This is a genomic window from Pseudomonadales bacterium (assembly GCA_041395665.1).
Lineage (GTDB): Bacteria > Pseudomonadota > Gammaproteobacteria > Pseudomonadales > UBA7239 > UBA7239.
This window is the reverse complement of record JAWLAB010000003.1, coordinates 259,243-274,218: the sequence shown is the minus strand read 5'-3', so window position 1 is coordinate 274,218 and position 14,976 is coordinate 259,243. Positions and strand designations below refer to the sequence as shown.

Genomic DNA, 14,976 nt, shown 5'->3' with positions numbered 1-14,976 from the left:
ATGACTAATATGAATATCAAAAAAAACATGAATAAGTTATTTAACTTTCAAAAACAGTGGCTGAAATGTTTTGCCATATTGATGGCATTTCTGCTGATGCATTCTGTGCAAGCGGCAGAGCTTCAACCCAAAGAAGTTTTGCTGTCTTTGTATAAAGGTGAAACCTATGTCATGAAAGTGGGTGATGTAGAGCGTGTTGTTGTAGGGAGCGGTTCAGTAATCAGCACGCGCTTATTGACTACGGGTGAATTAGTTATCGTCGCAGACGAGGAAGGGATGACCAATATCCATCTCTGGGGCAAAGCGGGTTGGCAACACGACACGACTGTTTATGTTTTGCCTGGTAGCACAACACGCGCTGTCGCTGAAATTAGTGCACTGCTGCGCAATGTTGAAGGCATTAGCGTGAAGTCTGTTTCTGGCAGACCGGTGATTGAAGGCGATATTTACGAGCGTGATAAAACATTGGTTGAGCGTGTAGTTGCTTTGTACCCTAGTGTCATCAACTTAACGCGTGTTTCTAATGCGTTTTCAGAAAAAATGGTTTACATGAATGTACAAATCACCGAATTCAATACCAATGACTTAGAGCAGTTGGGGATTAATTGGCAAACAGATATCGCTGGGCCAACAGCTGCATTTTATAAGGGTGTAAAAACAAATTCTTTTTATAGACCAGCACCATCGAAAGATTTTACAGGTGATTTAACTGCATTGCCGTTTAGAAACGAAGAAGGGCAGGCTTTCTTTGGTATAGCGACAGAAATTACTTCGCGAATTAGCTATTTGGTCAGCACGGGTGATGCGTTCCTACTTGCTTCACCGCGTTTGAGTGCGCGCAGCGGCGGGCAAGCGGAGTTCTTAGCGGGCGGGCAGGTGCCAGTCGTGACTAGCAATATCAACGGCTCATCCGTTGATTACAAAGACTTTGGTATTAAGTTGAGTGTCGCACCTCAAGCGGATACGCGCGGCAATATTTCGGCAAAAATTTCTACGGAAGTGAGTGTGTTGGATCCAGCGAATGCAGTGGATGGAAATCCAGCATTTAAAACACGCGGCACAACAACTGATGTCAACATGAAAGACGGTGAAACTTTGGTTATTTCTGGTTTAACGAATTCAGAAATCAGCAGAAGCTTGGATAAAGTGAAGTGGCTGGGTGATCTGCCAATCCTTGGAAAACTATTTCGCTCCAAGTTTTTTCAAACGAAAAAAACAGAATTGGTTATTTTTGTTACGCCAACCATTATTGATGTAAACCATGACATTAATCGTGAAGAAGCGGCGCGTCGTGATGACATGATCAATCGTTTCAACAGCTCTTTTGAAAAAGGTCTGTTTGAATAATTAGGATAGCAATAGAGATTTAGCCGATGTTTGAAATTACAGTAAGCACAAAAGGCGAAAGTGATAATCTCGTGCGCTGCATGGGAAATCGCTGCGGCATAGGGAAATCCAGAGACAATTTAGTACAGTTGCGTGGCTGGAAAGTCGCTGGTTTGCATGCGCAAATTGAAGAGCGTGGTGACGGACTGCATATTAGCGACCAGGTTGATGCCGGCACTTTTGTTAACGGAAAACGTGTGGATGCCTACGGGCCACTGACAACATCGGATGTGATTACGATTGGTGCGTACAACTTGCGCTGCAAACAGTTGGATGTGGGCAACGCATTAGCTGCCGCCAACGAAGACGGGGAGTCAGATGCTGTAGCTGCTGCAGAGAGTGGCGGTGCGGCAAGTGCGCCAGCGTTTGGCTCCGTTGGTAGTGCGCAGCAGGAGCAACTGATTTTGTGGCAAAGCCATGTGCATGAGGAATTGCTCAAGCGCATGGACTTGAAACGTATTGATGTTGGCACGATGTCAGATGAAGATTTGCGCAATCGCATCAAAGCATTGATTGATGAAGTATTGGACGGGTTAGAAGGCGCATTGCCGCCTTTTATTACGCGTGCGCGTTTGACGGAAGATGTATTGAACGAAGCCGTGGGCTTAGGACCTATGGAAGCACTGTTGGCAGATGAGTCTGTGACTGAAATTATGGTCAACAGTTTTAATGATATTTACATCGAACGCAGTGGGCGTTTGCAAAAATCTGATGTGAACTACAGTAGCCACAAAGCGGTGCTTTCCACCATTGAGCGGATTGTTTCACCTTTAGGAAGAAGGATAGATGAAAGTTCACCCATGGTGGATGCGCGCTTAAAAGATGGTTCGCGTGTGAATGCCATTATTCCACCGCTTGCGTTAAAAGGTCCTTGTATCACTATCCGAAAGTTTTCTAAGAAAAAATTACAAGCATCAGATTTGGTTGGCTTCAAAGCTGTCAATGAAAATATGATGAAGTTTTTGAAGATTTGCGTAGAACAGAAACGCAATATCGTGATTTCAGGCGGTACAGGCTCTGGTAAAACTACTTTATTGAATGTGTTGTCAAACTTTATTCCTCATGGCGAGCGCGTTATTACCATTGAAGATGCTGCTGAATTACAGTTGGCGCAGCCACACTTAGTTTCATTGGAAGCAAGACCGCCAAATATGGAAGGGCGAGGTGCGATTACGATTCGTGATTTGGTGAAAAACTGTTTGCGTATGCGACCGGACAGAATCGTTGTCGGCGAGTGTCGCGGCGGTGAAGCGTTAGATATGTTGCAAGCGATGAACACGGGGCACGAAGGTTCGTTGACAACAGGTCACGCTAACACACCGCGCGACATGATTTCGCGTTTAGAGGTCATGGTGATGATGGCTGGCATGGATTTGCCCGTGCAAGCCATTCGTGAGCAAATTTCTTCAGCAGTCAATATGATTGTGCAGCAGTCGCGTTTTTCTGACGGCAGCCGTCGTGTAACGGCTATCAATGAAATTACGGGTATGGAAACGGGCATTATCCAAATGCAAGAAATTTTTCGTTTCCAGCAAGAAGGGTACGATGCAGAAGGGCGTGTTCGTGGCCAATTTGTAGCAACAGGTCGAGTGCCAGAGTTCTACGAAGATATGCGTAAACGCGGCTTAGAAGTCGATATGAGTTTATTTGGCTGAGAAATAACGATGTCTGGAACAGGTATCTTAGTAATCTTTATTCTACTGTTTGTCAGTCTGTCTATTTTGTTTTTCTTGGCAATGACAGTGGGTGCAAAAATAAAAGCGCGTTTCGAGTCTCAGCTTTCTGAAGAAGCAAACATGAACTTGTCGGACATGTTTATGTTTATGGATCCTGACATGTTGGTGCGCTACTACACCACAGCATTAATTGTGGTGCCGACGCTGGTGTTGATCATCAAGCGCGACTTTCTCAGTGTGATAGTCGCTGTTGTTGTGATGGCAGTTGTGCCAAAAATGTTCTACGGCAGCATCAAAAAATCACGCATGAAAAAGTTTGATGAACAGCTACCGGATGCATTCATGTCATTAGCGAGTAGTCTCGGTGCAGGAACTAGTTTGATGGGTGCAATTGAAACATTGGCAACGGAGCAGCCAGCACCCTTGGCGCAAGAGTTTTCTTTATTGGTGCGAAAAATTAAGTTGGGTGTTAATTTCGATCAAGCTCTGGTTGATATGGAAAAGCGCATTCCATCGCAAGATTTTAGAGTGGCTTTGTCTGCTATTCGTATTTCACGCGAAGTGGGCGGTAATCTTGTGGAAGTGATGGAAAAACTAGCAGATACCTTGCGTCAAAAGGCAGCGATGGAAGGCAAAATTGTTAGCTTAACTTCACAAGGCAAGATGCAAGGTTATGTGATGACGGGGCTACCTATCTTGCTGGCGTGTGCGTTGAATGTGATTGAGCCAGAAGCAATGAGCAAGTTGTACAGCACCACAATGGGGTATGTAGTACTTGGTGTCATTGTCGTCATGCTGGGTATTGGCTTTTCAATTATTCGAAAAATTACGACGATTGATGTGTGAACTCTATGTGGTTATCGATACAAAAAGAGTTATCTGACTTGTGGTTTATTTTCTTAAACCTCAGTGCGCCGGTATTAATGTATACATCGGCTATTGGTATCGGTATTTCTGTCGCGCTAATCGTGCTGATCATTAAAATACTAGGCTCGCGTATACCTGAAGAAAGTCGTGAATATAAAGATGAGCTACCGCCCGCATTAAAGTTAGTCTGGCCTTTGATTCGTATCATTGCGTATTATCTCTGCACGAACTTGCCCATCCCATATTTAGATAGACTAGAAAAGCGTTTGCAGCAAACTGGTGTTGCCTACTATGTCAATGCGGAGGAGTTTTTCGCGATTCGTGTATTCAGTGCTTTTCTTTTTCCAATTTTAGTATTGCTGGCAGCTTTGATGCTGAAAAAGCTTTCTCTGTTGATTTTTATTGGTTCTATTTTGATGGGATTTTTCTTGCCCGTAATCTGGTTGAGCGAAACCAAAGTCAAACGAGAAAAAGAAGTGATGCGTGCGTTGCCGATGTATCTTGAGTTTATTTCGATGTGTGTGGAAGCAGGCTTAAACCTCACTGGTGCAATGAATCAAGCGGTAGAAAAAGGGCCGAGTGGTGCGCTAAAACATGAGTTTCTGACGGTCATGCGTGATATTCGCGCGGGTGCGAGCAGGGCAGATGCGTTGACGCGTATGGCTGAGCGTCTTGATATAAAAGCGGTCAGTGCTTTTGTGCGTGCGGTTATCCAAGCAGAAAAATTGGGATCTAGCATGAGTAAAGTGCTAAAAGTGCAATCGGATCAACGGCGAAATGAACGATTCCAGCGTGCTGAAAAATTGGCTATGGAAGCGCCAGTTAAACTGATTTTCCCTTTGATGGCTTTTATCTTTCCTGTGACATTCATGATTCTGGCATTCCCCATCGTAGTGAAATTTATGAATCAGGGATTTTTATAATGTTATTGGGTGAGTTGCAGCTCAATCACCATGTGCTGCCTGATTCTAGAATCCAACAGACCACCAATGTGTTTGAGCGAATGCGCGGTTTACTAGGGCGTGTGGAACTGATGCCTCGTGAGTCTTTATGGATTACGCACTGTAATTCAATTCATACTTTTTTTATGCGTTATTCGATTGATGTTGTGTTTATCAATAAACAAGGGTTTGTGCTGAAGATTGGCCACCATGTTGCACCGTGGCGTGTGTTGCTGTGTATTGCAGCCAAATCAGCTTTGGAGTTGCGCGCTGGTGATGCTGAAAAACTAGGGCTTGCTGTTGGCGCCCAATTAAAATTTCTGCCTAAAGAGTAAATGTCTATGGTGCGGCGTATTGTGATGTTGCTGGCGGTTGTGCTGCTTGCCGGATGTATGTCCTCTCCGAGCTTATCAACATTGGCGGAGTGGCGTACCAAGGCAGATAAAGCCTACCAAGATGGCCAATACCCAACTGCGTTGCAGTACTACAAAAAACTATCGCAGGCGACACCGTCGGAGGCAGAGGTTTGGTTTCGCATGGGTAATACACATGCGCGCATGGATCAAATAGACGAAGCGGTAAAGGCGTATCGCGAAGCTGTACTGAGAGACAGCCACTTTGCAAAAGCTTGGTATAACGCAGGCTTTAATCAGTTGCGTGCATCAGCCCAAACTTTTTCAGAGGCATTGCGTTATTTGCCACCGAGCGATCCTGTTTTTCAAATTGCAAAGTCATATAACCAGCAATTATTGCAGTTGATGGAACAGCAGAATCAAGCTTTAGAAAAGCTCTCGGCCAATAAAAAAGAAGAGCAAAAGCCTGTTGATGTAAGCAAAGTTGAAATGATTGTTTTGGATGGGAAACCACAAAAAATCTCAGATTTGCCGCCAGTGCTGATGCCGGACCAAACATCACCTGAAGCATTCGAGTCGCAGCAAATAGAGCAGCAAGAGGCTGTAGCAACACAATCACCACAACCTTCTGATAAAAAGAAAACCGATGCAGAAGGAAAAGATATTTGGCATCCGCCTTTATTAAAATCGCCTAGTGAACAGGCTGCTCAATAATGAAAAGAGCGCTATCTTATACTCGGCAACGAGGCCAAAGCGCGACGGAGTTTATTATTATTGCGCCGGTAGTCTTTATGCTGGTATTTGGTTGTTTGCAATTTGCTCTGATTTACCAAGCAAAAACGACGCTCAATTATGCGGCATTTAATGCTGCGCGAATTGCCGCTGTAAATGGAGCGACACTGACATCAGTGCGCCGAGGCTTTGTCATTGGTATGGCGCCGTTTTATACCACCGATAACAACTCCTTTAATGTGACGGATGCAGTGGGTGTTGTTGATGGTTTGGTAGGTTCTGGTTATGTAAAATTTGACCGCATCAATCCAACGCGATTGGCGTTTTTGGAATTTGGTGAAGACGATGATGTCACTGGATGGAAAAAAATCCCTAATGACAACCTAATGTATCGCGATGCCAAGCCGGGTGCGTCGCGTGTGAATATCCAAGACGCCAATTTGCTGAAGTTGCAAATTACTTTTTGTTATCACTTAAGCTTTCCTGTGATTCGCGTTGCCATACGCGAGGCAATTAGAACTTACAACATTGGGCACAATTTATTGGATTGTGAGGCAAGCACCAACGACCCTTATACCATTCCCATCACTTCGGCTGCCGTAATACGCATGCAATCCGATATTCTTGACGACCCCGCGTGGCGAGCTTGGCCGTATGGTTCTAGCTCCGGTAATTTATTGAATTTGGGGGTTTTTGGGGACAATGGATTTGGCCTGTCTCGCAATTCTGATGCAGAAGAAGGCGATCAGTCTCAGCCCTAGCTATCCACCGTTAATAAACAAATATTTCCTAAACCAAAATAGCCTAAAGTGCGTTTTAGTTGCTCGATGGATTCATCCATACGCGTAAATAGTGCAGTGCCACCTGCTTCTGGCCCAGATGAGTGAGCTGTATTTTTTTGTGTTGGTTGTTGCAATAACCAAGCTACGCGTCGCGCTACTGCTTCACTGGAGTCTACCCAATGTTTGATTTCAGGCAGTTGCTCTTGTAGGTGCGTGATAATCAACGGAAAGTGCGTGCAGGCCAGCACAACCGTATCTAATTGATGTTTGGCAATTGCGTTGCGCAGTGGCATCAATGCTTCGTGAATCTTCGTTTGATCGACAAACCCACTGCGCAGTTGTTGTTCCGCCTGCCCCACCAGTTCATTGCTACCTACGCGTACTACATCGCAGTTGCTGGCAAAGTCTTTAATCAGCTGTTCTGTGTAAGCACGCGCGATGGTGCCGGGTGTAGCCAGCAAGCCAATACAGCCAGATTGCGTGAGTTGTGCCGCAGGTTTGATGGCAGGCACAACGCCGACTATCGGTACAGGCAGTATTTGGCGCACGGCTTCCAGTGCGACGGTGCTAGCGGTGTTGCAGGCAAGCACGATGATGTCGGGTTGATATTGCTGGTGGATGGCTTGCAGCACGCGCGTCACTCGCGCAATCAATTCATCTTCTTTCTTAAGGCCGTAGGGAAAAAAAGCGTTATCGGAGCAGAACAGCCACTCATGCGCGGTTTGGCTGATATCAGGATTTCTTTTTAGCGCACCGAGAATGGATAGCCCGCCAACGCCAGAATCAAAGATAAGAATGCGCGCCATGTGTAAAGCTGCTGGAAGAAATGGATGAATCATCATAGCAGATGGCTGGTTTTGCGCTTAAAAAGCTCTGGCATAATAGCGCGCTGCCAATGTAGAAGGGTTTCCTGTTATGACATTCCCCAAGCTCGGTAATCTTGCGCCCGCATTCAGTTTGCTCAATCAAAACGGCGAAACCGTTGCGTTGAAAGATTTTCGTGGTCAACGCGTGATTTTGTATTTTTATCCGCGCGCCATGACCCCTGGCTGTACCGTGCAAGCTTGCGGTCTGCGCGATAGCGCAAAAACTTTGGCAAAACTAAATGCCGTTACTTTGGGGGTGAGTCCTGATCAGCCGAAATCACTGCTGAAATTCCGTGAGAGAGATGCACTGAATTTTGATCTTTTGTCAGATCCGGACCATGCCATCGCTGAGAAGTACGGTGTGTGGGGGCTTAAAAAATTCATGGGGCGGGAATCCATGGGTATACTGCGCACCACTTTTATTATTGGTGTGGACGGCAAATTGCGTCACATCATGAACAAAGTGGCGACCAAGACGCATCACGATGATGTTGTGGCTCTATTGCAGGGCGAGTTGAAGGATATTTAATTTTTTATTTTGAATGTTTATTTCATTGATTTGAGGTTGGTATGAGTTTTTTTATTTCTGATGCAATGGCGCAAACAACAGCTGCAGCTCCGGCAGCGGGTCAGCAGAGCCCGTACAGCATGCTGCTCATTATGGGTGGTATGTTTATTTTTATGTACTTCGTCATCATTCGCCCACAGCGCAAGCGTCAAAAAGAACAAGAAGCTTTGATGGGTAGTTTGAACAAAGGTGACGAAGTGGTGCTCACTTCTGGTTTGTTGGGAAAAATCGTGCGCATCGACGGCGATTATTTGGTACTAAATACCGGCGACAACATCGAACTGAAATTTCAACGCCAAGCCGTGCATGCGGTATTACCGAAAGGAACGATCAAAGCGATTTGATTCTGTAAGAGTGGAGTGTCATGAAGCCCATAAACACATGCGCTCCACCGCAGCAACTTTGGATTGATCGAGAGGATGCACTGAGTGTTATCGATCAGCTGCAAGCTTCAGGTGCTTGCACAGAAATAGAAGCCAATGGGTTGCGTGATTTTCATCGTGATGGCTACATCGTCTGGCGTAAAGTTATTCCACTGGAAGTAATAGAGGCCTTGAGAGCAGAATTGCCGCTGCTGCATCATGAGCCTGACCGTTACATCATGCGTTTGCAGAAACAAATTTTGGCATCGCCGACAGAGGCTGTTTTGCCTTGGCGCAGTCGGTTGCTGGATTTTTATGTGCCGAACTTGCGTGCGCGACAAATGGTTTTGTCGCCAGCTATCACACGATTTTTGTATTTAATTTATCAAGAACCTGCCATGGTTTTTCAATCCCTGTTTTTTACTTGGGGAACGGAACAATCCATGCACAAAGACACTGCCTTCGTGGTGGTTGATCCGCCTTGCACGCTGACAGCGACTTGGATTGCTTTAGAAAAAATTGAAGCAGGGCAGGGTGAGTTGATGTACTACCCGGGCAGTCATCGCGATCCGCTTTTTTTATTCGGTGAAGAGCGATTATTTTGGCAGCCAAACCAAGACGGCAAAGGCGTTCATCGCAAGTACACGGATTTTTTGCATCGCCAAGCTCATGAAAAGCAGATGGTGGTTAAAACTTTTGTAGCGGAACCCGGTGATGTGTTGATTTGGCACCCTAATCTTGCGCATGGTGGTTCCACCGTCACGCAACCAGAGAAAACACGCTACAGTTTGGTGAGTCACTATTGTCCTGCAAGTGCTAAGCCGCGTTATTTTTCTACCTTCGGTTGCGACGCGCGGCAGTCATTTGGAGACGGTTATTTCAGTAGTCGCTATTACAATTTGGCTGACGAGCGTTATCCATTGGCAGTCAAGCCGCAATAAAAAAGCCCACGTTGTCGTGGGCTTTTTCGTGAGTTATGGGTGGAGAGAAAGTTATTTTTTCTCTTGATCCGCTAACTCATCTGCCATTTCACGCAGTTTGTTTTTGGCAACTTTTTCTAGCGTGGCACGCGGCATTTCTTGCAAGAAATACACAGCACGAGGGCGTTTGAAATCGGCTAAGCCTGTTGCGCAGCCTTCCATAATTTTTTGAGTAATTTCCTCTTCGCTCAGTTGTGTCCAAGGGCTTTTAATCGCGAAAACCACAGGCACTTCGTCGAGCATATCGTGTTTTTGTGCAACAACAGCGTGTTCATCCAACACGCCCATGCCGAGTAAGTTGCCGATAAATTCTTCTACCTGGCGAGCAGAAACATTTTCTGCGCCGACTTTCAGCACATCTTTATCGCGATCAGCGAAATACATATGGCCATCGGCTTCTAAACGCGCCATGTCGCCAGTTTGGAACCAGCCATCGTCGGTGAAAGATTTTTTCATCGCCTCTGGATTTTTGTAGTATTCCAAAAACAATTGCACGCCGCGTGTGCCGCGCACCCATAAGTCGCCGTTTTCACCAACTGCACAATATTTACCAGTTTCTGGATTGATGATGGCGTACTCGTAACCAGGTGTTGGCACGCCGATGTTCATTTCTGGTGAGTCTTGCAGAATGTCAGAACGTGTGGCGTGCGTAACGGTTTCTGTCATGCCCCAAGTGGCGAAAGTGGTGACTTTGAAATGCTGCTCGATGATGTGCAGTTTCACGCCGGTGGACCAAGTTTTGTAGGAATGCTCAGGCACAGGCTGTGCAAACATGGCTTTGATGGTGAAAGGAATCATCGACGCGCGTGTCACTTTGTATTTCAGTGACAACTCCCAGAATTTGCTGGAAGAAAATTTTGGTTGCTAGACAACTGTGCCGCCGCACCACAACATGCTCCAGAAAGTCCAACTCTGCGCGTTGACATGGAAGCAGGGCAGGAAGCAGAGGTAGACATCGTCCGAAGTCATCAGCAGGTTTTGCGAGCCGGTACGACCGCCCCACAACGCATTAGCGTGCGTATGCACCACGGCTTTCGGGCGCGAGGTGGTGCCTGAAGTGTACTGAATGCCGACAGGTCGCATTGGTTCTGCAGCGCGCGCTGGCGCTTCTTTGCCTTTGCCGAACAGTGTGCTCCAGCGGTCATATTTCGCTGCGTAGGCGGCTTCTTCGGCTGAAGGTTCTTCGCCGGAGTTGTCATCCAATACGATGAACCAAGGTAGGCTTTTGGCGTTTTCTGCCAGTGCTTGAATGAACTTAGGTTGGGTGATGCAGCCGACGGCTTCGGAGTGTTCGGCAAAATAGGTGAGTTCGTCACCGATGCAACGGGTATTGGTGGTAACGCCCACCGAGCCGACAATGGCTGATGCGTACCAGGCAATCATCATTTCGGGGCTGTTTTCGGCGTGAATCAGCAATTTGTCGCCTTTTTTTACGCCTTTAGCGATCAAACCGCAGGCAACTTCGTTGATCTCCTGCCAAAACTGTTGGAATGTCCACGATTTGCTGTCGCCTTCTTTGGGTTCCCAGGCAAGGAATAGCTTGTCGGGTGTTTGCGTGGCCCACTGTTTCACCAAGCTCGGTACATCTTGGCTGGCAAAGTTGTACAGCGTTGAAGAAAGCTGTGCATCGAATTGCGGCTTCGTCATAATATCTCCATATAATCAAATGGTTATAGCGTTTTGTTAATGTGGATAATTAAGAAATTAACGGCGACTGGACAACACTTTCTGCAGCTTTTCATGTGCAGACAGCAGGCACTTTTCTGTAGTCGGCCAGTCAATACAGGCGTCGGTGATAGAAACGCCGTAGGTGAGCTTGCTCAAATCGTCTGGGATTTTTTGGTTACCTGCACCCAGGTGGCTTTCAATCATCACGCCGATGATGGATTGGTTGCCTTCGATAATTTGGTTGACCACGTTGTCCATGACCAAGACCTGCAGGTCGTGATTCTTGTTGGAGTTGGCGTGGCTGCAATCCACCATGATGTTGGGTTTGATGCCCGCTTTGTTCAGGTCTTGCTCGCACAGTGCGATGCTGACGGAATCGTAGTTGGGCTTGCCATCGCCGCCGCGCAGCACCACATGGGTGTAGCGGTTGCCGGTAGTGGTGATAATGGCAACTTGCCCTTCATTATTGATGCCGAGGAAACGGTGCGGCGACACAGCCGATTTAATGGCGTTGACGGCGACGGTCATACCGCCATCGGTGCCGTTTTTAAAGCCGACAGCGCAGGACAAGCCAGACGCCAATTCGCGGTGTGTTTGTGATTCCGTGGTGCGCGCGCCGATGGCTGACCAAGAGATCAAATCCTGCAAATACTGCGGGGAAATAGGGTCGAGTGCTTCGGTTGCTGTAGGCAAACCGAGCTCTGAAATATCCAACAACAGCTTTCTGCCGATGTGCAGACCTTCTTCAATTTTGAAGGAATCATCGATGTGCGGGTCGTTGATCAGACCTTTCCATCCCGTAGTGGTGCGCGGTTTTTCAAAGTAAACGCGCATCACAATCAACATGCTGTCTTTGACTTGTTCTGCCAGCAGTTTTAGGCGATTGGCATATTCCATGGCAGCTTTTGTGTCATGGATAGAGCAGGGGCCGATCACAACCAAAAGGCGGGGGTCGGTGCCATCCAGAATATTGCGCACAGCTTCACGGCCGGCTTTGACTGTGGCGGTGGCATTGGCAGTTAGCGGTAACTGTGCTTTTAGCTCGGCAGGGGTGATCAGAATATTCTGTGATTCGACATTGAGGTTATCAACGCCGTTATGGGTGACTTGTTGCATAAATTTGTATCCAACCACGGGATGGCAAAGTAAAAGAAAGGCAGCATTCTACTGTAGTCGCAATCAAGGTTCCTACTGATGCGATGACTTTGTTGGCGATGCCACTGATTTCTACAACATTTATCTCAATCACAAAGGTAGAGAAAAAAGAGAGAGTGTCTTTCACGCTGTGAATCTTTACGGTAATCTACGGCATCCTCATTAATTGGGGTAGACCGTAAACCCGTCACCTTTCTGGAGTACACGGAAGCTTATGAATACAAAAATAACGGTAGCAGTATCCACAGGTATTTTGCTGATGGCATCTGCAGTACAAGTAAATGCTAAGGTTTCACAGGCCGAAGCGAATAAATTGGGCACAGAGCTAACAGCGATGGGTGCAAACCCTAAAGGCAATGCCGCAGGCACCATTCCTGCATTTACAGGCAATGTCTTAGGTGCGCCTAAAAATGTTGATTACAAGGGAACAGGTACTTATTACCCCAATCCTTATCCAGGTGAAAAGCCTCTGTTTGTTATCGATGGACAGAACTATGAAAAATACAAAGCCAATTTGTCTGACGGTCAATTAGCTTTGTTCAAAAAGTATCCGGATACTTTCAAAATGAAAGTGTATCCAACTAAGCGTGATGTGCGTTACAACGACTTCATTCTGAAAAATGTTAAACAAAATGCTGTTGAAGCGGAGATCGTGCCCAGCGGTAACGGTGTTCGTGGCGGCGTAGGCGGTCCTCCATTCCCATCCCACAAAACGGTGTGGAAGTGGTGTGGAACCATGAATACTCGCCTAATATTTACTTAAACGAAGGTATCGTGGCGAGTGGTGCGGTATTCAATAACGGTAGTATCTCTATGCGTAAGCAATTTGAAACCGTTACTTCCCTTTGTTTGATCCCAGCTTGACGCGTGAGCAGGTAAACAAGGACAACTTCAACGCCAAAGTATTGGTTGAGGTGACTGATCCACCGCGTGAAAAAGGCAAGGTTACTCTGGTGCATGAGTTCCAAGATCTGACTGAACTGCCGCGTAACGCATGGCGGTATCTGCCAGGTACTCGCCGCGTTCGCCGCGCACCAACTATTGCGTATGACTTCCCCAGACGGCCCTGGTGGATTGAGAACGGTGGATGACGCAATGGCGTTTATCGGTGCAACCGATCGTTATGATTGGAAAATTAGAAGCGCAGCGCGAAATCTTTGTTCTTACAACAATACGGAAGCGGATTCTCCAGAGCACAAATACGCTGATATTTTGAAAGTTGGTCATCCTAACCCAGAGTTTATGCGTTACGAATTGCACCGCGTATGGGTAGTGGTTGCTACTTTGAAAGAAGGTAAGCGTCACATTTATGCAAAACGCCGCCTGTACATGGATGAAGATTCATGGGGAGCATTGTTGGCAGATAACTACGATAGCCAAGGTAGCTTGTGGCGTACCACCATGCGTACTTTCGTGAACGCATACGATATGCCTGGTATGGCTCCTCGCCAAGAAATCTATCATGATCTGCAAAAAGGTGCGTATTTGTTGAATAACCTTGTCAACGAAGAAGGCGGAATTCAAAAATTCCTAGCAAAAAACGCCCTGGTGATTACTACCTCCTGCCAATTTGCGTGTAATGGGCAAGGGCTAAGTTGGGTAATTACTTCAGTAATGCAAAGAACCAGGGCTTGCCCTGGTTTTTTGTTTCAGGGGATAAGCAGTGACAATGCAACAAGAGCTAGGGCATTGTTTCGTGACGGGCGGTTGTGGTTTTTTGGGCAGCTATTTGCTGAAAAAATTACAGCAAGCCAATGTTGAAACGCACGTTCTTGTTCGTTCTTTTGATGTGAACCACAGCTCACCGTATACCCAAGCGGTTGAAGGTGCGTTGTCGCCTAATGCAGTTTGTGATGCATGGCTGAAAGATATTGATACCGTGTTTCATTTAGCAGGCACTGCACATCTATCTGCTTCTGCAGAGCAGTATCAGCAAGATTCTTTGGCGGCTATTCATTTAGCGCAACAAGCAGCACGTGTAGGCGTAAAGCGTTTTGTTTTTGTTAGCACAACCAAAGCAGCGGCCGATCCCAATTGATGATCGACTTTACGATGAATCTTGGGATGCGTGGCCGACAGATGCTTACGGTTATTGGAAGCGTAAAACTGAAGAGCAATTACTCCAGATTGATATTCCGCAGTTGGTGATTATTCGCCCCTGCCTGATTTACGGCGCTGGTGTAAAAGGTAATCTACAAAAAATGATGCAAGCGGTGGATGCGGGATATTTTCCACCGTTACCACAAACGCAATCGCAACGCTCTATGGTTTTTGCAGGAGATGTGGTCGATGCAATATTACGTGTTGCTTTGCATCCTCTAGCGCATCGTCAAATATTTATTGTGTCTGATGGCGAGCCTTACACAGCAAGTTTTTTATACGATGAAATGCGTCAAGCTTTGGGTAAGTTGCCCGTGAAGTGGCGTGTACCACCATCATTATTGCGCGTACTTGGTTATGGTGGTGATATAGTGAAGTTTCTGCATTTACCATCGCCGATAAATAGTGATGTTGTATCGCGCTTAATGGATAGTGCGGTTTATTCATCAGAGGAATTAAGACGATTAGGATGGGAGCCTAGTACTCATTTTTCTCACGAATTACCCAGCATGATTTCTGCAATAAAACAGGCTCAGTGAA

The 14,976-nt window shown here is 46.5% G+C and carries 18 protein-coding genes and 1 pseudogene; 15 read left to right on the top strand and 4 right to left on the bottom strand.

Going from position 1 to position 14,976, the window contains the following annotated elements; genetic code table 11:
* Window positions 1-9 precede the first annotated feature (9 nt).
* The 7 genes from R3E63_05985 to R3E63_05955 all read left to right on the top strand — a co-directional run bounded on the left by R3E63_05985 (window position 10) and on the right by R3E63_05955 (window position 6,716).
* Entirely contained in the window at window positions 10-1,347 is a 1,338-nt protein-coding gene (locus R3E63_05985) for a pilus assembly protein N-terminal domain-containing protein (GenBank protein MEZ5539495.1), read from the top strand.
* 26 nt (window positions 1,348-1,373) lie between these two features.
* Window positions 1,374-3,041 carry an ATPase, T2SS/T4P/T4SS family gene (locus R3E63_05980; protein ID MEZ5539494.1) on the top strand — a complete coding sequence of 556 codons (1,668 nt, stop codon included), beginning with the start codon at window positions 1,374-1,376 and terminating at the stop codon, window positions 3,039-3,041.
* 141 nt (window positions 3,042-3,182) lie between these two features.
* Window positions 3,183-3,908 carry a type II secretion system F family protein gene (locus R3E63_05975; GenBank protein ID MEZ5539493.1) on the top strand — a complete coding sequence of 242 codons (726 nt, stop codon included), beginning with the start codon at window positions 3,183-3,185 and terminating at the stop codon, window positions 3,906-3,908.
* 5 nt (window positions 3,909-3,913) lie between these two features.
* Window positions 3,914-4,852, top strand: coding sequence for a type II secretion system F family protein (locus R3E63_05970; protein ID MEZ5539492.1), 939 nt, complete (start codon window positions 3,914-3,916; stop codon window positions 4,850-4,852).
* Window positions 4,852-5,205: a DUF192 domain-containing protein gene (locus tag R3E63_05965; protein MEZ5539491.1), complete on the top strand. Its 354-nt coding sequence runs from the start codon at window positions 4,852-4,854 to the stop codon at window positions 5,203-5,205. The genes R3E63_05970 and R3E63_05965 overlap by 1 nt, the downstream gene beginning before the upstream one ends.
* Window positions 5,206-5,937, top strand: a complete 732-nt coding sequence (locus tag R3E63_05960; GenBank protein ID MEZ5539490.1) for a tetratricopeptide repeat protein — start codon at window positions 5,206-5,208, stop codon at window positions 5,935-5,937. It abuts the gene before it with no gap.
* Window positions 5,937-6,716 (top strand): pilus assembly protein, encoded by a 780-nt coding sequence (locus R3E63_05955; GenBank protein MEZ5539489.1) that lies wholly within the window; start codon window positions 5,937-5,939, stop codon window positions 6,714-6,716. Before R3E63_05960 ends, R3E63_05955 begins: the two co-directional genes overlap by 1 nt.
* Here the strand turns inward: R3E63_05955 and murI are convergent.
* Complete coding sequence (murI, locus tag R3E63_05950; GenBank protein MEZ5539488.1) at window positions 6,713-7,543, bottom strand: glutamate racemase; 831 nt, start codon at window positions 7,541-7,543, stop codon at window positions 6,713-6,715. The genes R3E63_05955 and murI overlap by 4 nt on opposite strands.
* A gap of 109 nt (window positions 7,544-7,652) precedes the next feature.
* Between murI and bcp the strand changes: the two genes are divergently transcribed.
* Genes bcp through R3E63_05935 form a run of 3 tightly spaced genes read left to right on the top strand, consistent with a single transcriptional unit; the run spans window position 7,653 to window position 9,474 of the window.
* Window positions 7,653-8,132 carry a thioredoxin-dependent thiol peroxidase gene (gene bcp, locus R3E63_05945; GenBank protein MEZ5539487.1) on the top strand — a complete coding sequence of 160 codons (480 nt, stop codon included), beginning with the start codon at window positions 7,653-7,655 and terminating at the stop codon, window positions 8,130-8,132.
* A gap of 41 nt (window positions 8,133-8,173) precedes the next feature.
* Complete coding sequence (gene yajC / locus R3E63_05940; GenBank protein MEZ5539486.1) at window positions 8,174-8,515, top strand: preprotein translocase subunit YajC; 342 nt, start codon at window positions 8,174-8,176, stop codon at window positions 8,513-8,515.
* 20 nt (window positions 8,516-8,535) lie between these two features.
* Window positions 8,536-9,474: a phytanoyl-CoA dioxygenase family protein gene (locus tag R3E63_05935; protein MEZ5539485.1), complete on the top strand. Its 939-nt coding sequence runs from the start codon at window positions 8,536-8,538 to the stop codon at window positions 9,472-9,474.
* Window positions 9,475-9,525: 51 nt separating this feature from the next.
* Here the strand turns inward: R3E63_05935 and R3E63_05930 are convergent, their stop codons facing one another.
* From R3E63_05930 to R3E63_05920, 3 genes and pseudogenes are all read right to left on the bottom strand, one after another.
* Window positions 9,526-9,801, bottom strand: a complete 276-nt coding sequence (locus R3E63_05930) for a hypothetical protein (GenBank protein ID MEZ5539484.1) — start codon at window positions 9,799-9,801, stop codon at window positions 9,526-9,528.
* A gap of 69 nt (window positions 9,802-9,870) precedes the next feature.
* Window positions 9,871-11,160 (bottom strand): annotated as a pseudogene (locus tag R3E63_05925) (AMP-binding protein).
* Window positions 11,161-11,217: 57 nt separating this feature from the next.
* Window positions 11,218-12,297 (bottom strand): 3-deoxy-7-phosphoheptulonate synthase, encoded by a 1,080-nt coding sequence (locus tag R3E63_05920; GenBank protein MEZ5539483.1) that lies wholly within the window; start codon window positions 12,295-12,297, stop codon window positions 11,218-11,220.
* A 253-nt stretch (window positions 12,298-12,550) separates the two neighbouring features.
* Between R3E63_05920 and R3E63_05915 the strand changes: the two genes are divergently transcribed.
* The 5 genes from R3E63_05915 to R3E63_05895 all read left to right on the top strand — a co-directional run bounded on the left by R3E63_05915 (window position 12,551) and on the right by R3E63_05895 (window position 14,975).
* A complete protein-coding gene (locus R3E63_05915) occupies window positions 12,551-13,099 on the top strand; it encodes a DUF1329 domain-containing protein (GenBank protein MEZ5539482.1) in 549 nt (182 codons plus the stop codon).
* A 97-nt stretch (window positions 13,100-13,196) separates the two neighbouring features.
* A complete protein-coding gene (locus tag R3E63_05910) occupies window positions 13,197-13,427 on the top strand; it encodes a DUF1329 domain-containing protein (protein ID MEZ5539481.1) in 231 nt (76 codons plus the stop codon).
* Entirely contained in the window at window positions 13,420-14,097 is a 678-nt protein-coding gene (locus tag R3E63_05905) for a DUF1329 domain-containing protein (GenBank protein MEZ5539480.1), read from the top strand. The genes R3E63_05910 and R3E63_05905 overlap by 8 nt, the downstream gene beginning before the upstream one ends.
* The gene (locus R3E63_05900; protein MEZ5539479.1) at window positions 14,066-14,374 is read left to right on the top strand and encodes an NAD-dependent epimerase/dehydratase family protein; all 309 of its coding nucleotides are present in this window, start codon (window positions 14,066-14,068) and stop codon (window positions 14,372-14,374) included. Before R3E63_05905 ends, R3E63_05900 begins: the two co-directional genes overlap by 32 nt.
* Complete coding sequence (locus R3E63_05895; protein MEZ5539478.1) at window positions 14,331-14,975, top strand: hypothetical protein; 645 nt, start codon at window positions 14,331-14,333, stop codon at window positions 14,973-14,975. Before R3E63_05900 ends, R3E63_05895 begins: the two co-directional genes overlap by 44 nt.
* Window position 14,976: the final 1 nt, after the last annotated feature.